General features: G+C 66.0%; 16 protein-coding genes. 7 read left to right on the top strand and 9 right to left on the bottom strand.

Annotation, left to right across the window (positions count from 1 at the left end; translation table 11 throughout):
* Positions 1 to 44: 44 nt before the first annotated feature.
* Positions 45 to 710, top strand: coding sequence for a TetR/AcrR family transcriptional regulator (locus tag AC1X6S_RS12140; RefSeq protein ID WP_483406014.1), 666 nt, complete (start codon positions 45 to 47; stop codon positions 708 to 710).
* Between the two features lie 243 nt (positions 711 to 953).
* On the opposite strand, the gene purL is transcribed toward AC1X6S_RS12140, so the two are convergent.
* On the bottom strand, positions 954 to 3,260 hold the full coding sequence (gene purL / locus AC1X6S_RS12135; RefSeq protein ID WP_483406013.1) for a phosphoribosylformylglycinamidine synthase subunit PurL: 2,307 nt from the start codon (positions 3,258 to 3,260) through the stop codon (positions 954 to 956).
* A gap of 83 nt (positions 3,261 to 3,343) precedes the next feature.
* Positions 3,344 to 3,814: a DUF3817 domain-containing protein gene (locus AC1X6S_RS12130; RefSeq protein WP_483406012.1), complete on the bottom strand. Its 471-nt coding sequence runs from the start codon at positions 3,812 to 3,814 to the stop codon at positions 3,344 to 3,346.
* A gap of 243 nt (positions 3,815 to 4,057) precedes the next feature.
* On the opposite strand from AC1X6S_RS12130, the gene AC1X6S_RS12125 reads away from it, so the two are divergent.
* The 3 genes from AC1X6S_RS12125 (at position 4,058) to AC1X6S_RS12115 (ending at position 6,355) form a co-directional block, all read left to right on the top strand.
* Positions 4,058 to 4,963 carry an ATP-binding cassette domain-containing protein gene (locus tag AC1X6S_RS12125; protein WP_483406011.1) on the top strand — a complete coding sequence of 302 codons (906 nt, stop codon included), beginning with the start codon at positions 4,058 to 4,060 and terminating at the stop codon, positions 4,961 to 4,963.
* A gap of 2 nt (positions 4,964 to 4,965) precedes the next feature.
* A complete protein-coding gene (locus AC1X6S_RS12120; protein WP_483406704.1) occupies positions 4,966 to 5,775 on the top strand; it encodes an ABC transporter permease in 810 nt (269 codons plus the stop codon).
* A 91-nt stretch (positions 5,776 to 5,866) separates the two neighbouring features.
* Positions 5,867 to 6,355: a GyrI-like domain-containing protein gene (locus AC1X6S_RS12115; protein WP_483406010.1), complete on the top strand. Its 489-nt coding sequence runs from the start codon at positions 5,867 to 5,869 to the stop codon at positions 6,353 to 6,355.
* A gap of 90 nt (positions 6,356 to 6,445) precedes the next feature.
* On the opposite strand, the gene purQ is transcribed toward AC1X6S_RS12115, so the two are convergent.
* Together purQ and purS are read right to left on the bottom strand one after the other, a co-directional pair.
* Positions 6,446 to 7,141 (bottom strand): phosphoribosylformylglycinamidine synthase subunit PurQ, encoded by a 696-nt coding sequence (gene purQ, locus AC1X6S_RS12110; protein WP_483406009.1) that lies wholly within the window; start codon positions 7,139 to 7,141, stop codon positions 6,446 to 6,448.
* Positions 7,142 to 7,143: 2 nt separating this feature from the next.
* Positions 7,144 to 7,398, bottom strand: a complete 255-nt coding sequence (purS, locus tag AC1X6S_RS12105) for a phosphoribosylformylglycinamidine synthase subunit PurS (RefSeq protein ID WP_483406008.1) — start codon at positions 7,396 to 7,398, stop codon at positions 7,144 to 7,146.
* Positions 7,399 to 7,511: 113 nt separating this feature from the next.
* On the opposite strand from purS, the gene AC1X6S_RS12100 reads away from it, so the two are divergent.
* Both AC1X6S_RS12100 and AC1X6S_RS12095 read left to right on the top strand, forming a co-directional pair.
* Positions 7,512 to 8,762 (top strand): sensor histidine kinase, encoded by a 1,251-nt coding sequence (locus tag AC1X6S_RS12100; protein ID WP_483406007.1) that lies wholly within the window; start codon positions 7,512 to 7,514, stop codon positions 8,760 to 8,762.
* A complete protein-coding gene (locus AC1X6S_RS12095) occupies positions 8,759 to 9,382 on the top strand; it encodes a response regulator (RefSeq protein ID WP_483406006.1) in 624 nt (207 codons plus the stop codon). The genes AC1X6S_RS12100 and AC1X6S_RS12095 overlap by 4 nt, the downstream gene beginning before the upstream one ends.
* 56 nt (positions 9,383 to 9,438) lie before the next feature.
* On the opposite strand, the gene AC1X6S_RS12090 is transcribed toward AC1X6S_RS12095, so the two are convergent.
* The 5 genes from AC1X6S_RS12090 to AC1X6S_RS12070 form a co-directional block, all read right to left on the bottom strand.
* On the bottom strand, positions 9,439 to 10,659 hold the full coding sequence (locus AC1X6S_RS12090) for an alpha/beta hydrolase (protein WP_483406005.1): 1,221 nt from the start codon (positions 10,657 to 10,659) through the stop codon (positions 9,439 to 9,441).
* 91 nt (positions 10,660 to 10,750) lie between these two features.
* The gene (locus AC1X6S_RS12085; protein ID WP_483406004.1) at positions 10,751 to 11,641 is read right to left on the bottom strand and encodes a VOC family protein; all 891 of its coding nucleotides are present in this window, start codon (positions 11,639 to 11,641) and stop codon (positions 10,751 to 10,753) included.
* Between the two features lie 42 nt (positions 11,642 to 11,683).
* Positions 11,684 to 12,166 carry a GNAT family N-acetyltransferase gene (locus AC1X6S_RS12080; protein ID WP_483406003.1) on the bottom strand — a complete coding sequence of 161 codons (483 nt, stop codon included), beginning with the start codon at positions 12,164 to 12,166 and terminating at the stop codon, positions 11,684 to 11,686.
* 18 nt (positions 12,167 to 12,184) lie between these two features.
* Positions 12,185 to 13,642, bottom strand: a complete 1,458-nt coding sequence (locus AC1X6S_RS12075; RefSeq protein WP_483406002.1) for an MFS transporter — start codon at positions 13,640 to 13,642, stop codon at positions 12,185 to 12,187.
* 10 nt (positions 13,643 to 13,652) lie between these two features.
* Positions 13,653 to 14,552, bottom strand: coding sequence for a phosphoribosylaminoimidazolesuccinocarboxamide synthase (locus AC1X6S_RS12070; protein WP_483406001.1), 900 nt, complete (start codon positions 14,550 to 14,552; stop codon positions 13,653 to 13,655).
* Between the two features lie 197 nt (positions 14,553 to 14,749).
* On the opposite strand from AC1X6S_RS12070, the gene AC1X6S_RS12065 reads away from it, so the two are divergent.
* Complete coding sequence (locus AC1X6S_RS12065; protein ID WP_483406000.1) at positions 14,750 to 16,990, top strand: hypothetical protein; 2,241 nt, start codon at positions 14,750 to 14,752, stop codon at positions 16,988 to 16,990.
* Positions 16,991 to 16,996 lie beyond the last annotated feature (6 nt).

Genomic DNA, 16,996 nt, shown 5'->3' with positions numbered 1-16,996 from the left:
CGATACACTGGTGTATCGCAAAACTCTCTCAGTAAGGTGTCAGGGTGTCTCTTTCAGTCGAACAATCGGAAGCGCAGGGCGAATCCACGCGCCGTCGCAAAACCCGGGATCGTTTGATCGACGCCGCATACGAGGTGTTCGCCGAGACCGGGATTCACGCGGCATCAGTTGAAATGATCACCGAGCGCGCGAATTTCACTCGAGGTGCCTTCTACTCGAACTTCGAGTCGAAGGAAGAACTCTTCTTCGCACTCGCCGAGCGGGAGAACCGGCTGAGGTTCGAGCGCTTGCAGGAGGGCGTCGACTCGATTCTGCCTGGCGTCGATGTCGCGGCTGCGGTGACCGAGGGTACGCTCAGCCAGATCGTGATGCAGTTCCTCGAGCTGCAGGGCGATGACCGTCGGTGGTGCCTCGTTCAGTCGGAGTTCCGGCTGCTCGCCATGCGGGACTCGAGCGTCGCCTCGTCGTACCTCGAGTTCCAGCGCAACTTCCAGTCGCAGCTCGCCGCGAGGCTCGACGATGCCGTTCGATCGGTCGGACTCGAGTTCATCATCGATCCCGTGGATGTGACGCGGCTCATTCTCAACGTTTACGAAGCAGCGATGCAGGAGTCGATCCTCGAGGGAAGCAGCGACCTCAACATGGCGAGGTCGCCGATCGTGCTCGGCACGCTCCCGCCGCTGATCCAGTCGCTGACGCGCGCGCTGTAGCGCAGCATCCGTACCAGCCGCGGTTGCTCGGCCAGAAATGGCTGAAGGGTTCGTGCTCGGCCAAAATCGGCTGGAGTTTCTCGGGAATCGCGACCGTTTCTGTCCGAGCGCGGAGGAATGCACACCGACAGCGAGCATTTGTGACCGACCAGTGGACGCGACCGCACGCCCGGTACACGAAAATGGCCCCCTGCCCGGAAATACCGGGCCTCAGGGAGCCATTTTCGGTAAAGCGAGTGGGCGCTAGCCGACCGTCGGGCCGAACGCCGCCGGAAGTGTGGCCGTGTGCACCGAACGCAGCTCATCGACCGTTGCGGTGAAGAGGTCCTGGATCTCGAGTGCCGGTGACGCCTTGTCGGTCACGCCGATGCGCAGGACCGGGTAGTCGCGCCCCTCGCAGAGTCCGCGGAACTTGACGTCGTCCTCGCGCGGAACCGACACGAGCACACGCCCGGTCGACTCGGAGAACAGTGCGGTCGCTACGTCGACGCCGTCGCGCTCGACGATCTCGCTGAGCCAGACGCGCGCTCCGACGCCGAAGCGCAGCACGCTCTCGGCGAGTGCCTGGGCGAGGCCACCGTCGGAGAGGTCGTGCGCCGATGCGATGATCGACGACTGGGCGCCGGCGTGCAGCAGGGCGGCGAGGTCCTTCTCGCGGTCGAAGTCGACCTCGGGCGGAAGTCCGCCGAGGTGGTCGTGGATCGTTCCGGCCCACGCCGAGCCCGAGAGCTCCTCGCGGGTGATGCCGAGCAGGTAGATGTTGTCGCCCTCGTCCTGCCAGCCGCTCGGCACGCGCCGTGCGACGTCGTCGATCACGCCGAGCACGCCGACGACGGGCGTCGGGAAGATCGGGGTGTCGCCGGTCTGGTTGTAGAACGACACGTTTCCACCGGTGACGGGCACCTCGAGCGCGAGGCAGCCATCCGACAGGCCTTCAACGGCCTGCGAGAACTGCCACATCACCTCGGGGTTCTCCGGCGAGCCGAAGTTGAGGCAGTCGGTGACCGCAGCGGGCACCGCACCGGTGCAGGCAACGTTGCGGTACGCCTCGGCGAGAGCGAGCTTCGCACCGAGCGACGGGTCAAGCTGGCAGTAGCGACCGTTGGCATCCGTCGCGATCGCGAAACCGAGGCCGGACTCCTCATCGACCCGGATCATCCCGGCATCGTCGGGGAACGCCAGCGCGGTGTTGCCCATCACGTAGTAGTCGTACTGGTTGGTGATCCAGCTCTTGTCGGCGAGGTTCGCCGAACCGAGCAGCGCGAAGAACTGCGAACGCAGCGTCTCGGCATCCGTCGGACGTTCCAGAGCGGATGCCGTATCCGCCTGCAGCGCGTCGAGCCAGGCCGGGTACGCAACGGGGCGCTCGTACACGGGTCCATCGACGGCAACGGTCGACGGGTCGACGTTGACGATCTCCTCGCCGTGCCAGTTGATGATGAGCCGTCCGGTGTCGGTGACCTCGCCCATGACGGAAGTTTCGACATCCCACTTCGCGGTGACCGCGAGGAAGCCCTCGAGCTTGTCGGGCTCGACGACGGCCATCATGCGTTCCTGCGACTCCGACATGAGGATTTCCTCCGGCGTGAGCGACGGATCGCGGAGGAGCGTGTGCGACAGCTCGATGAACATGCCACCGTCGCCGTTCGCGGCGAGCTCGCTGGTCGCGCAGGAAATACCGGCGGCGCCGAGGTCCTGGATGCCCTCGACGAGCTTCTCCTTGTAGAGCTCGAGGCAGCACTCGATGAGCACCTTCTCGGCGAAGGGGTCGCCGACCTGGACGGCAGGCCGCTTGGTCGGGCCAGCGGCGTCGAACGAGTCAGACGCGAGGATCGACGCACCGCCGATGCCGTCGCCACCGGTGCGGGCGCCGAACAGAACGATCTTGTTGCCGACACCCGAGGCGTTGGCGAGGTGCAGGTCTTCGTGGCGGAGCACGCCGACCGAGAGCGCGTTGACGAGCGGGTTGCCCTGGTACACCTTGTCGAAGTAGGTCTCGCCACCGATGTTCGGTAGGCCGAGGCAGTTGCCGTAGAACGAGATGCCACTCGTGACACCGTGAACGACACGCGCGGTGTCCGGGTCGTCGATCGCACCGAACCGCAGCTGGTCCATGATGGCGACGGGACGTGCGCCCATCGAGATGATGTCGCGGACGATACCGCCGACACCCGTCGCAGCACCCTGGAACGGCTCGATGTAACTGGGGTGGTTGTGGCTCTCGACTTTGAAGGTGACGGCCCAGCCCTCGCCGACGTCAACGACACCGGCGTTCTCGCCCATACCGACCATGAGGTTCTTCTTCATGGCTGGGGTGACCTTCTGACCGAACTGCTTCAGGTAGATCTTGCTCGACTTGTACGAGCAGTGCTCGCTCCACATCACGGAGTACATCGCGAGCTCACCCGACGTCGGACGACGGCCGAGGATCTCCTTGATCTTCTCGTACTCATCAGGCTTGAGCCCGAGAGCCGCGTACGGCTGCTCTTTCTCGGGAGTGGCTATTGCGTTCGAGACAGTGTCGGCGACAGACGTTGCGGGGATGCTCACGAGGGGAGGCTCCTAGATCGAGGGATGCCGGATGGGGCCATTCTATCGGGCGACCGGATGCCTCCAGCCCGGTCGTTTCGCGACTAGCGATCTCCGCCGGGAGGGCCGACCACGAGCAGGGTGGCGAAGATCACGACGAGCGCAACGACGAACAGCACGATGAGGATGACCGGGTGGTTGAGGAACCAGCGCAGCAGGCGGTCGACCCAGGTCTTGTCGCCGGGATGGTCGGTCTCGGTGCGGCGCCATGAGCCGTTGAGCTTTCCTGTGCGGTCGGCCCACAGGTCGAACGGGATCGTCGCGTACGGAACGACGGCGGTGATCACGCCGAGGGCGATCAGTCCCATGCTCCAGCGCTGGTTCAACCCGACGAGGACGGCCGTCATCGCGTAGGCGAGGAACACGAACCCGTGGATCGTTCCTCCGACCCGAACGCCGAGATCGCCAAGCTCACCGGGCACCCACACGTACTTCATGAGCAGGCCGAGAATGAGCAGGGTCCAGGTCACCGCTTCGGCGAACGCGAGGGTGCGGTAGAACAGGCGGGGAGACACAGAAACACTCCAGGAGTTGGCGGCACACGCAGCGTCACGAAACGGATGCCGGTGACCGGGTGATGAGGGACGCCTCCATCCTGTCAGGGCAAACCTGAATGCACGTCGTCTGTAGGCCGCCGCACGCCGTCCGAATAACCTGCGCGAGAGCATCCGTCGACATCTCCACCGCACGGGGGATATGCCCGCTCGAGCGCAACTGCCAGAGTAGGGGGAACCCCGCCCCTCTACTTCAGGAGCAGAATGCCAACGGGAGTACCCATCGAATTCGCCGGCCTCACCAAGAGGTTCGGACCTGTCGCCGCTGTTTCCGACCTGACCTTCACCGTTGAACCCGGCCGGGTCACCGGATTCCTCGGGCCAAACGGCGCAGGCAAGACCACGTCACTCCGGATGCTGCTCGGTCTCGTTTCCCCGACGTCCGGGACCGCGACGATCGGTGGGGTTCGGTACCCCGACCTGCCCTCACCGCTGACCACCGTTGGTGCGGCACTGGAAGCCGCGAGTTTCCACCCCGGACGGTCAGCGCGTGATCACCTGCGGGTCTACGCCCAAGCTGGCCGGATCGACCCGAAACGTGTCGACATCGCACTCGAGACCGTCGGTCTTGCGGAGTACGCGACACGCAGGGTCGGCGGGTACTCGCTCGGAATGCGGCAGCGGCTCGGTTTGGCCTTCGCGCTTCTCGGTGACCCGGGCGTTCTTGTCCTCGACGAGCCGATCAACGGCCTCGACCCCGAGGGCATCAAGTGGATCCGCGGCTTCCTCCGCACCCTCGCCGCCGAGGGGCGCACCGTTCTCGTTTCGTCGCACCTGCTCAGCGAGGTGCAGCAATCGGTCGACGAGGTCGTCATCATCGCCAAGGGCGCCCTCGTGCACCGTGGCCCGCTGTCCAGCCTCGAGATCGAAGGGGCCGCGACGAAGGTGATCGTTGATTCTCCGAACCGGGAGGCGTTGACGGCTGCGCTCGCCGCGGCATCCGCCACGTTCGACATCGCACGGGCCGGTGTGCTCGTTTCCGGCCTCGAGCCCGGGGAGGTCGGCCATATCGCCTTCCTGGCCGGAGTGGAGGTGAGTTCGCTGCATCGACAAAAGTCGGGACTCGAGGACTCATTCCTCGCGCTCGTCGGAGAGGGGGGATCGCTGTGAACATGTTCCTGCCGGCCCTCCGCGCCGAGATCACCAAGCTGCTCACCACCCGGATCTGGTGGATTCTCGCCATCATCCTGTTCCTGTACATCGGCACCGTGTCTGGCGGGCTTGGCGCCGTGTTCGGGTTTGTCTCACGCGCGTCGGGAGTCGAGGCATCCGCGGCGCCACCGACCGATGTGCTCGCACCGATGCTCTACGGTTCGGTCTCGACGTTCGGCTACGTCTTCCCGGTGCTGCTCGGTGCGCTCGCCGTCACCGGTGAGTACCGGCACCAGATGCTCACCCCCACGTTCCTGGCGACACCGAAGCGTGGGATTGTGCTCGGCGCCAAGAGTGTTGCCCTGCTGCTCTTCGGGTTGGTCTACGGCGTGATCGGTGTGCTGGCCTCCGTCGGTGCCGGGGCGGCGATCCTCGCGCTGTTCGGTATGGACACCCAATTGGGCGACAGCGACACCTGGGCACTCATGGCTCGCGGCGTGCTCGCCCTCGGCCTGTGGGCGGTCATCGGAGTCGGTCTTGGTGCGCTCATCCCCAACCAGCTGGCCGCGATCGTCGTCATTCTCGTATTCACCCAGCTGGTCGAACCGACCCTCCGCGCCATCGTCATGTTCGCGGACTGGGCAGCGGCTGTCGGCAAGTTCCTCCCGGGGGCGGCAAGCGATGCCCTCATCGGTGCGCCGAGCTTCTTCAACATGGGAGTGACGGGGCAGGCCCTCGAGTGGTGGCAGGGCGGGCTGCTGCTCGCCGCCCTCGCCCTCGTGCTTACGGTGGTCGGGTACTTCGTGTCGTGGAAGCGGGACGTCACCTAGGCGCCGGGCAGAACTCGGCGGTCGCCCCTTGACCGTCAGAGGGGCGAAGCGGATGATCAGGCAAACGTTCGCTATCGAAAGAGAGCCGTTCATGACCGTCCTGTCTCCGGAACTCAAGCCGCTGTCCCCCCAGGTCGTCGCTCAGGTCAGTGCGACGGCGCCCGGTCTCGGACCTGAGGACATGAGCCCGGTGATCGGGCCGTTGTTCGACAGGCTGTTCGAGGACCTCACGTCCGCGGGGGTCACGCCAGGCGAAGAAGCCCTCGCGATGTACGAGGAACTCGACCCTGACACCGACGGGGCCGGCGCGCGTGCGTACGCGGCGTTCCCGGTTCCCGCCGCCACGGTATCCGCGCCGGGGTATACGGTCACCGAAGTTCCGGGTACCGACCTCGCCGCCACCTGGGTTCATCACGGGGTGATGGCAACCATCGGTGACGTCTGGGAAGCACTGTTCGGCTGGATCGAGGCGAACGGCTACACGCCGGTGGGGATGTGCCGCGAGGTGTACCTCGTGTCTGAGCCGCTGCCGCAGGAGGAGTGGGTGACCGAGTTGCAGCAACCGGTCGTGCACGCGTAACGGACCGTTTGCCAGAAAAGGCTCCCTGCCGCGGGAAAATCCGCGGGCAGGGAGCCTTTCTTGGTAAATCGAGCGGCTGGACCGGAGGGGTTAGACCGCCTGCAGCGCCTGGATCGCGCTCGTGAACAGGGTGAGTCCGTCGACGCCCGAACGCATGGCATCCGTCATGTCGGGACCGAAGCCGGGTTCAACGGCGTGCTCGGGGTGCGGCATGAGACCGACGACGTTGCCGCGCTCGTTGGTGATGCCGGCGATGTCGCGCAGCGAACCGTTGGGGTTGACGCCGAGGTAGCGGAAGACGACGCGTCCTTCACCCTCGAGCCGATCGAGTTCGTCTTCGGAGGCGATGAATCCGCCCTCGCCGTTCTTCAGCGGGATGACGATCTCGTCGTTCGGCTCGAAGCCCGTCGACCACGCGGTGTCGGTGTTTTCCACGCGCAGAGCCTGGTCGCGGCGGATGAACAGTCCGTGATCGTTGCGGATGAGTCCGCCGGGCAGCAGGTGTGCTTCGGTGAGCATCTGGAATCCGTTGCAGATTCCCAGCACGGGCATTCCGGAGTTCGCCGCGTCGATGACCTCGGCCATGATCGGAGAGACGGATGCGATCGCACCGGCGCGCAGGTAGTCCCCGTAGCTGAATCCGCCGGGAAGAACGAGGGCATCGACGCCGTGGAGGTCGTGTTCGCCGTGCCAGAGCGCTACCGGCTCAGCACCGGCGATGCGGATCGCGCGCTGAGCGTCACGCTCGTCGAGCGACCCGGGAAAGGTGATGACGCCGATGCGCATGGCTACTCCGCCTCGGGGTAGGTGATGGCGACGACGTCTTCGATGACCGCGTTTGACAGGATCTCGTCAGCGATCTTCTCGACGTCCGCGCGGACGGCATCCGTCACCGGACCATCGACGGTGAGCTCGAATCGCTTGCCGATGCGAACCCCGCTGAACTCGGTCTTGCCGAGACGGGCGAGCGCTCCCGCGACGGCCTTACCCTGCGGGTCAAGCAGTTCGGCCTTCGGCATAACTTCAACGACGATTGTGGGCACGGATGTCTCCCGGCTGTCAGAGGTGGGCGAGCTTTCATCCTATCGGCACCTCGAACTTTCGAATGATGCCCTTAACAGGTGGTCGAAGTAGGATTTCGAACGAAAGAGAGACGATGAATCACTCCGCCCTCACCCCGGTGTTCGCCGTATTGCGATGGTCGCTGCATTCGCTGCTGATCGCACTCATCGTCGTCGTCATCGTTCGGTCGGTGATCACCGACTCGCCCATCGCCGGGCTCATCCACGGCCTCGCGGTCCTCATGCTCGCGATCTACCTCGGCGGTGCGCTCGTCGCCCACCTCAAGCCCGAGTTCGTCGCATCGTCCCGCTGGGTTCCGGTGCTGTGGATCGCCCTGCTCACGGGAGTGTGGGCCGCACTTCTCTCCATCACACCCGATGCCGCCTTCATCGTCTTCCCGCTCTTCTTCCTCTACCTGCAGGTGCTTCCACCGAAGGTTGCGGTACCCGTCGTCGCGGCGACGACGGGGGTCACCATCCTGGCCATCGGCCTTGATTCGGGGGTTTCGGTTGGCGGCGTGATCGGGCCGCTCATCGGTGCCGGTGTCGCCCTCGCCATCGGATTCGGCTATCGGGCGCTGTATCGCGAGGCAGAGGAACGCCAGCAGCTCATCACCGAACTGCTCGAGACCCGCGGTGAGCTCGCCATCGCCGAGCGGTCGGCGGGGATGCTGGCCGAGCGCGAACGACTGGCCCGCGAGATCCACGACACAGTGGCGCAGTCGCTGTCGAGCATTCAGCTGCTCCTGCACGCTGCGGAACGACTCGACACCGAACGGCCTGGCCTCAAGCAACTGCAATTGGCCCGGGAAACCGCGGCCGATTCACTCGTCGACACCCGGCGCATCATCCGCGAACTGACACCGCCGGCGCTCGATGACCGGACCCTTCCCGCCGCGCTCAAACGCCTGGCAGCGTCCACCGAGCAGACCCTCCGTGCCGGCGGAGCAGGCACGACCGTGAACTTCTCCGTCGAGGGCGATCCCGTTCCTCTTCCCATGACCGTCGACGCCACCCTGCTGCGGATCGCCCAGGGGGCCATCGCCAACGTGGCGAGGCACGCTCGGGCAACGCGCGCCGACCTCACCCTCACCTATCAGTCAGACGGCGTCTCCCTCGACGTCGTCGATGACGGCAGGGGATTCGACCCCGAACTCGCAGCGTCAGCCGCTCGAGCCGATGGCACCTTTGGGCTCACCGCCATCCGCCAGCGCGTCGACGCCCTCGGCGGAGTGCTCAGCATCGAATCGAGGCCGGGGGAGGGGACAGCGCTCGCCGTGACCCTGCCCATCCTGCAGTCGAGTTCCGCCATCCGATCCGAGACGCAGCCGAAGGTCAGCACATGATCCGCCTCCTCATTGCCGACGATCATCCCGTTGTGCGCGCCGGTCTCGGTGCGCTCTTCGCGACCGAGCCCGACTTGATTGTTGTCGGCGAGGCGGCATCCGGGGAGGAAGCTGTCGCGCGGAGTTACGCCGGCGTCGACATCGTGCTCATGGACCTGCAGTTCGGCGGCGGCATGCAGGGGGCAGACGCGACGAGGCGCATCCGCGAACGTCCCGGTGCTCCGCACGTGCTCGTTCTCACCAATTACGACACGGATGCCGACATCCTCGGTGCTGTCGAAGCGGGAGCCGCCGGCTACCTGCTCAAGGACGCGCCGCCCGAGGAACTGATTGCGGCGGTGCGTGCTGCAGCGCGGGGCGAGAGCGCACTCGCTCCCACCGTCGCCGGTCGGCTTGAGGCCCGCCAGAATGCTCCGGATGATGCGCTGAGCGCGCGCGAAACCGAGGTGCTCACCCTCGTCGCCGACGGCATGTCCAATCGCGACATTGCCAGGCGGCTCTTCCTCTCCGAGGCGACGGTGAAGAGCCACCTCGTGCACATCTTCACCAAGCTGCAGGTCTCCTCGCGAACCGCCGCCGTGGCATCCGCCCGGGAACGCGGAGCGATCCGTTCGGCCTGAGCCGCGGCTCGGCAGTCAGGCGTCAGGAGCGCGCGGTCGCGTGGAGCGTGCGGACGTCAGACCGTGATCGACTCGGCCGGCTCGTGGAGCGTGCGAAGTGCTGCGACGACATCGGTGTGCCACCGACGGGCGAGGGGAACGACCTTCCGGTACATCGCTGCCTCGTGGGTGGCGCCCTGATAGCGAACGGCGCTCGCGGCGACGCCCGATGCGCGCAGGATCGTCGCGTATCCCTCGCCGTCCAGGCGCAGCGCGTCGTACTCGGCCGTGAGGATGACCGCCGGCGGAAGGCCGCGGTGGGTGAGCGCTCGTGCCGGTGAGGCATATGGCTCGCTCGCTCGCGACCGGTCGCCGAGGTAGGCCTCAGCGACCTGGACGAGCTCGCGCCTGGCCAGGAAGCTCGGGATGCGCATCTCGCGGATCGGAGCCATGTCGATGCTCTTGCCGGTGAGGTCGGTCACCGGCACCTCGAGCACCTGAAGCCGGAGGGGATGTCCGAGCCTGTCGCGGTTGAGCAGGGCGACGCTCGCAGCGATGTTTCCGCCGGACGAGGTGCCGTTGAGGGCGAGCCGGTCCGGGTCGATGCCCAGTTCGTCGGCCTTGTCGATCAGCCAGCGAAGGGCCGCGTAGCCCTGTTCGACCTGCGTCGGGTAGCGATGTTCCGGCGCGAGCGCGTAGTCGACGGCGACGTGGATGACGCCGGCATCAGCGGTCCTCGAGCGGAACGCCGCGTCGACGCTCGTGTCCTCGACGCTGCCGAGCTGGAACGATCCGCCGAAAAACGCGAGCACGGCGGGGAGCGCAGTTCCATCCGTCGGTGACGTCCCGAGGGGGCGGTAGACCCGGACGCGAACCGTCGGGAAACCGGTGACATCGACCAGATAGTCGGTGATGTCGACGTCCGGGGGTTCGATCCCGACCCGTCCGAAGAGTTTGGTGTCCCACTTCTGGGCATTCCGGCGCTTCCATGCCGGTGTCTTGCGTTTCGCGACCTCGGCGGGCGTGAGGACGGGCTTGGGGGCGCGGGAGACCGATTTCGCCGCCGCGGCCGTCTTGTCGTGTGATGCCTCCCGGCCGGCGACCGCGGTCCCAGCGGCTTTCGTGCCGACGGTGCCCGCCGGCGATTCACGAAGGGCCCTGAACGCGGCGAACCGTCGCCAGGGGACCACTTTCGACAGGGCGCTCGTGAGGAAACCGGTGACGATGCCGCGCGTTTCGGCGACCATGTCGCGGCGTCGCTCCAGGTACAGCTTCTGGAAGTACGGATCGAGTGGCATCAAATTCCCCTTGCTCAGTCGCACGAGGCTATCAACTTCCATAGCCGGACACCCGGGCCTTGCGACCCGGAAAGGGTTCTGGCAGGCCCGCTCAGGAAGCGGAGATCTCGACCCGGATGAGGTTCGCCCACGGGTCGTCAAAGCTCACGGTCCTGCCATCGTCGCGCACCTGAACCTTGTGGTGCGTGAGCCGCTCGGTGAGTTCGCCGAGCGAATCTGCCTCCGGTACCCGGATGTCGATGCGGCCAAGGCCGAGTGCCGGCATCCGCGGGCCGGCGCCTCGGGAATTCCAGACGTTCATGGCCATGTGGTGGTGGTACCCGCCGGCGGAAACGAAGAGCGCCTGGTTTCCGAGTGAGGTCGTTGCGTCGAAGCCCAGGGTGTCGACGTAGAACTGACGTGCGGTGGCGACATCGCCGACGGAGAGGTGGACGTGCCCGACCTGGGTGCTGCCGAAGATCGACTCATCGCCCGGTGTTGACTGTCCCTCGAGGGTGAGGTGCTCGGAGAGGAACTCGTTCGGGTCGACGTAGAGCGTCGCCATCTCAACGGAGCCGTGCACCCAGCTCCACTCGGTGCGGTCGCGGTCCCAGTACAGTTCGACGCCGTTGCCCTCTGGGTCGGTGAAGTAGAAGGCGATGCTCACGAGGTGGTCGGCGCTTCCGGTGAAGGTTCCTGGTGCCTTGCGCGCGACCGAATACAGTGCAGCTGCGAGAGCTGCTTTCGACTCGAAGAGGATCGCCGTGTGAAACAGTCCGGCCGAGCCGGCGGCGGCGTGGGTGAGCTCTGGAGCGTGTTCGAGGATCACCGTTGGCACGCCGCCGCGACCGAGCGTCACTGTTCGGTCGGTGGCCGACAGGATCCGCAGGGTGACGGCATCCGTGTAGTAGGTCGTCATCGCATCGAGGTCGGCAACCAGCAGGGTGACGGGGCCCATCGCGGTATCGGCGGCGAGCTTGTCTGGGGAGGGGAATGCGTTCATGATGGGTGCAACGTTAGTTGTAGCGACAACATTCCGCAAACCTCAGGATGTCGGCACAAGCTCCCGGCCGAGCGACACTGTCCTTGGGTTGTTGGCATAGTGGCCGTAGTTCGGGATGCCCTGATACCCGGCCGAACGGTACAACGCGATTGCCGTCGGATGGTTGAGGTTGGTTTCGAGGATCATGAATGTCACCCCGTGCTCGCGCGCTGAGTTTTCGAGCCAGGACAGGATGGCGCGGGAGTAGCCGCGGCCCCTGGCCCGCTCGTCGACGAACATCCGTTTGAGCTCTCCTCTGCCGCTTTCGACGCTTCGCCAGGCACCCATCGCGACCGGTTCGCCATCGACATAGCCGACGGCGAAGGCTCCGCGCGGAGGCTGGAAGTCGGCTTCGTCGACGGGGCTCTCGTCAGATCCGCCATAGATGCTGACGTACAAGTCCTGAAGCTGGTCGATGAGTCGGCGAACATCGGGGTGCGAGTAGTCGCGCCGCGCAATGGTGAGGACGGGCTCGGTGTGCTGCATGGATCGGCTCGAGCGTACTCAGGCGGCCGCGACGGTGCGCTTGCGCAGGTCGAGCAGGCTGAGCACGAGCGCAACCACGAGCAACCCGACAATGATGAGCGTTCCGCGGCCGTAGGCATCCCGATAGATCGCCTCTGTCGTCTCGAGTCCCTGCTCGGCGTACAGCGTCGCGAAGAACGTGCTCGATGCGACGGCGACTCCGATCGCCGTTCCGACGCGTTGACCCACCTGCGCCACCGAACCGGCGACACCGCCCTGGGTGACCGGAACCTCCTGGAGCGTGAGCGTCTGGTTCGGGGAGATGACGAAGCCACCACCCGCTCCGGCGATGGTGAGCACGGCGGCGAGGAGCCAGGGCGTCAACTCTTCGGGTGTGAAGGCGACGATCGGCAGGGTGGCGCCGATGCCTGTTGCCGCGAGCGCGACGCCGACCACGACGATCTTCCTGCCCTGTGTGTTGACGAGACGCCCGCCGAGCCACGACGTCACCGCTGAGGCGAGGGCAAACGGAATCGAGACCATTCCCGCGAAAACAGCCTCGAGCCCGAGGCCCTGCTGCAGGAACAGGGTGACGATGAGGAACATGGCGGGGATCGCCGCGAAATATGCGGTCGCGATGAGGATGCCGTTGCGGTACGACGCGAGGCGAAGCAACCCGAAGTGCACCACGGGTGACTTGCCGATGCGGAGGTAGCGGCGCTCCCACCAGACGAACGCGGCACCGGCAACCACGAACCCGATGAGCCAGAGCCAGCGGCGCGGGTCGTCATCCGGGCCGCCTGTTGTCAGGACGAACGGCAGCATCAGGCTGAAGGTCGCGAGCCCGAGCAACAGGATGCCGGTGACGTCGAGGCTCGATGCCCCACCCTCGTGAATTTGCCGTTTGGGCAGGAGCCGCCAGGCGAACCAGATCGCGAGGAGGCTGAGCGGGATGTTCATCCAGAACAGGAGCCGCCAGCCGTTCTCCAACCCGCCGATCCCGATGAGCAGCCCACCGACGGTCGGACCGAAGGCCGTTGACAAGCCGATCGTCGCGCCGAACAGGCCGAAAGCCCTCCCGCGTTCGGCACCCTGGAACAGTTGCTGGATCAGTCCGAGCACCTGCGGCATCTGGATTCCTGCCGCGACCCCCTGCAGGATGCGACCGAGGACGAGGATCTCGATGCTCGGCGCGAGCGCGCACAGCAGGCTCGCGAGCATGAACGAGGTCAGCCCGATGAGGAACATGTTGCGGCGCGACTTGAGGTCACCCAACCGGCCGGACGGCACGAGCGCGAGTCCAAAGGCGAGTGCGTAGCCGGCAACGATGAGCTGCAGTTCCGTCGCACCCCCGCCGAGCGATTCTTCAATCGACGGCAGGCCGACGTTGACCTTCGACAGGTCGAGGATCGTCAGGCAGGCAACCCCCGCGCAGACCCAGAAACTCTGCCATTTAACGCGTTCACCGTGTGCATCGGTTTTGGAGGTATCAGCCACCCTTCGCACTCTACGCGGTGAGGCGAAGGAGCAATTCCCGGTAGCGGTCTGCCGTTTTCTCGACTATGGCCTGTGGCAGCTCCGGTGGCGTTCCGGTCTGGTCCCAATTCGCGGCGAGCCAGTCGCGCACGATCTGCTTGTCGAAGCTGGCCATGCGGGCTTCCGGTGTGTCCGCCGTCGCGTACACCGCGGCATCCCAGTACCTCGACGAATCGGAGGTGAGCACCTCGTCGCCGAGGGTGATGAGGCCCGTCGCGTGGTCGCGACCGAACTCGAATTTGGTGTCAGCGAGGATCACACCGCGTTTTTCGGCGAGAGCGGATGCCTCGGCGTAGATCGCGAGGGACAGATCACGTAGTGCCGTGGCATCCGTTTCACCAACGAGCTCGACGCTCTGCTCGAACGAGATGTTCTCGTCGTGCTCGCCCATCGGCGCCTTGTACGCGGGGGTATAGAGGGGCTCGGACAGGCGGTCGCCGTTGGACAGGCCGGCGGGCAACGGGATGCCGCACACGCTCTGTGACGCGACGTACTCCTTCCAGCCGGAGCCGGTGAGGTAGCCGCGGACGACGCATTCGACGGGGAACATGTCGAGTTTCTTCACGAGCATTGCGCGACCGGCGACCTCACGGGGGATGATCTCGGCGACACCGCCGTCGTGGGTCAGTTCGTGGTCGGGCAGGAGGTGGTTGGGCACGCTCAGCTGGTCGAACCACCACAGGCTCAGTGTGGTGAGGAGTTCACCCTTGCCGGGGATGCCGGGGGAGAGCACGTGGTCGAAGGCGCTGACCCGATCGCTCGCGACCACGAGGAGAGAGTCGGATGCCGTGCCGTCGGCGCGTTCGTAGAGGTCACGGACCTTGCCGGAGTAGACGTGTTTCCAGCCGGCCAGGTCAGTCGATTCGCTCACGGACCCATTATCGCGGGGTTCGATCCCGAGCTCGACCTCCGTTTGCCACAAAGGGCGCGCGACGGGCGGCATCCGCCGTTCTACGGAGCCATATTTGGCAGATCGATCTCGTGGCGGGAGGCGGGCTGGGCTGGCGATACTATTGGCGTCGAATTGCTCGTGAGGTGGCGAGCCAGCGAGCGAGATGTGGGAGCGGAATGTCGACGGCGTGGACGGGACACAACTGGCAGCTGATCGACCCGGAGGACTCGCTGACCATGGTCGGTGCCACTTTCGGAATCGGAACGCTCAACGAGCCGCTCGACGCGGCCGGGTCACTGTCGATCGCGCTCGCCGCCCTCAAGGCGGAACTGACCCGTCCGGTCGAGCTGGGCGACGGCAGGACCTATGTGCCCGAGGGGCTCGTCGATCTCCGCTCGGACACCGCCACCATCGCCATCCGTGGAAGTCTCGAGGGTGTCACAGCCGCCTGGCGGAGGTTGCCGACGCTCTCCGCCGACGCGATTTCCGACGATGTTTTCCCTGTGCGTCCCGAGCAGCCTGTCTGGCCCGCTGACCTGCTGGTTCGAACCGGCCGCAACGCCGCAGTGCTCTCGCGCTGGCAACTCACCGCTCCCGACGTCCACGAGCGCGCGAGCGCACTTCTGGCTCGACTCGATCCGTCAGCGGGGAACGTACCCGCGGTGTTCTTTACGACCGATGAATCCCTCGTGGGCATGGGGTTCCCCGTTCGGGAGGACCTGCCAGTCTTCGCGCCGGTGACGTGGGCCGATGGTACGGCGCAGCCGGACCTGACCCCGGGCATTGACCCGACCGTGCTCGCGAACAACCGGGCAGGACTTCTGCCGCGTCCCGACGAGGACGTCCTGTGCTCCGCCCTGGTGCCTCGCACTCCCGCTGGCGCTGCGGCTGCAGATGTGCTCAGGGCACAGCTGCAGGCCATGCCTGCGAACAGCAGCGCAGGCCTGACGATCCGCGGGATTGTTGTCGGCCTCGGCGCGAACTACTGCGTCTTCCTCCTGGCAGACCGGGTTCCGGACGAGGCGACCAGGCGGATGCTTCTCGGCGAGTTCAGCCGAAACCTCGGCATGGTGCCTGATCCCTGGTTGGACATCGCAGCCGCCGAAGTGAGCCGCCAGCCGTCGCCCCGCCTCGAGCGGGAACGCCGGGTCTTCGGCCTCGATCCGGTGCTCCAGGCAACGAGCGCCGACATCCGGCATGCCATCGCCTGCGCCGCCGAGACCATCCACCTTGCGCTCGGCCTCAGTCCCGCCGAACTCGACACGGGTTCGAGGCTCAACCTCGGCTCGATTCCCGGAGACCTCGAGCCGCTCGTCGGCTTCTGGGAGCCTCAGCTGGACGGCGCGCACGAGTTCCGCAGCAGCGGTGCGAACGGGACGCCCGTCACCACCGTCGCGGTCACGCCGAACAGCATCCTTCTCCCAGCGCGGCGACCCGAGAACATGCCGGGCCCGGCGACTCAGTGGGAGGGCGTCGACGCGGCTCGACTCCTCGCTGTCGTGAATGACGGGGCAGGCACACTCACCGTCATCGATGAGTCGATGGCGACGGTCTCGTTTGCACCTGCCCAGTTCCCTGACGCCGACCAGCTCATGCAGATCGTCGGCTACCACCTGGCCGGGGTAGTGCAGCTCTCGTTCCTCAGCGCGGTTCGGTTGCCGGACGATCCGCCGCCAGCGCCGGGTGGAGGATCGGCCCCCGGCGGATCGTCCGCGCCGGGTGGCGGATGGGCGCCAGGAGGGCTTTCTGCCCTCGGCGGCAGAGCGGCCTCAGGTGGGTCATCCTGGTCCGGCGGTCCATCCGTTTCAGCCGGTCCATCCGGTTCAGCCGTTCCATCCGTTCCATCCGTTCCGGGCAGCCTATCCACGCCAGCCACGGCAGCGGCGGCAGGTGCGCGATCGGGTCGACGCCCCAGGCCTGCATCGAGTAAACCTCCGAGACACTGGCTCCCACGAGTCCTTGGACTGCTGACCGCTGCTGCGCTCGTCACCGCGTTTATTGTCCTCCGTGGTGTTTTCGATGGCCCCGCCGTCACGAAGGAGGCGACGTTCGGCGACACGGTGCGTCTCGCGAATGAGACCGAGATCACCGCGCGCGACTTCGACGTGGTCTTTCCTGGCGCCGATCAGACGGAGTACATCGTCAGTGCGACCATCGAATTCTGCGCGGGTGGCGACACCGATGCGGATGATCTGCCTCCGGAGACCCAGCGCACCGTTTCGCCCGAAGACTTCGTGATGGTGAATAAGGATGGGCAGGAGGGCCGGCTCATCGACAGTGATGACCAGCTCACGAAGGTCACCCTCGATCGCGACGAGTGCACAACGGGCGAGCTGGTCTTCGAGAGCCCGGAAGTGTTCACTCCCGCGATCGCTTACGCCAACGAGGTCGGCGACGAGATCACCTGGCTCGAGTAGCGCAGG

The sequence above is a fragment of the Mycetocola sp. Y442 genome, assembly GCF_056898615.1.
The sequence above is the reverse complement of the archived record's forward strand: the minus strand, read 5'-3'. Positions and strand labels throughout refer to the sequence as shown.

What these genes read in the sequence shown, in the direction of transcription:
- AC1X6S_RS12125 (WP_483406011.1), top strand. Translation starts at nt 4,058, where the DNA reads ATGCCAACGGGAGTACCCATCGAATTCGCCGGCCTCACCAAGAGGTTC.
- AC1X6S_RS12120 (WP_483406704.1), top strand. Translation starts at nt 4,966, where the DNA reads ATGTTCCTGCCGGCCCTCCGCGCCGAGATCACCAAGCTGCTCACCACC.
- AC1X6S_RS12115 (WP_483406010.1), top strand. Translation starts at nt 5,867, where the DNA reads ATGACCGTCCTGTCTCCGGAACTCAAGCCGCTGTCCCCCCAGGTCGTC.
- purQ (WP_483406009.1), bottom strand. Translation starts at nt 7,141, where the DNA reads ATGCGCATCGGCGTCATCACCTTTCCCGGGTCGCTCGACGAGCGTGAC.
- AC1X6S_RS12100 (WP_483406007.1), top strand. Translation starts at nt 7,512, where the DNA reads ATGAATCACTCCGCCCTCACCCCGGTGTTCGCCGTATTGCGATGGTCG.
- AC1X6S_RS12095 (WP_483406006.1), top strand. Translation starts at nt 8,759, where the DNA reads ATGATCCGCCTCCTCATTGCCGACGATCATCCCGTTGTGCGCGCCGGT.
- AC1X6S_RS12090 (WP_483406005.1), bottom strand. Translation starts at nt 10,659, where the DNA reads ATGCCACTCGATCCGTACTTCCAGAAGCTGTACCTGGAGCGACGCCGC.
- AC1X6S_RS12085 (WP_483406004.1), bottom strand. Translation starts at nt 11,641, where the DNA reads ATGAACGCATTCCCCTCCCCAGACAAGCTCGCCGCCGATACCGCGATG.
- AC1X6S_RS12080 (WP_483406003.1), bottom strand. Translation starts at nt 12,166, where the DNA reads ATGCAGCACACCGAGCCCGTCCTCACCATTGCGCGGCGCGACTACTCG.
- AC1X6S_RS12065 (WP_483406000.1), top strand. Translation starts at nt 14,750, where the DNA reads ATGTCGACGGCGTGGACGGGACACAACTGGCAGCTGATCGACCCGGAG.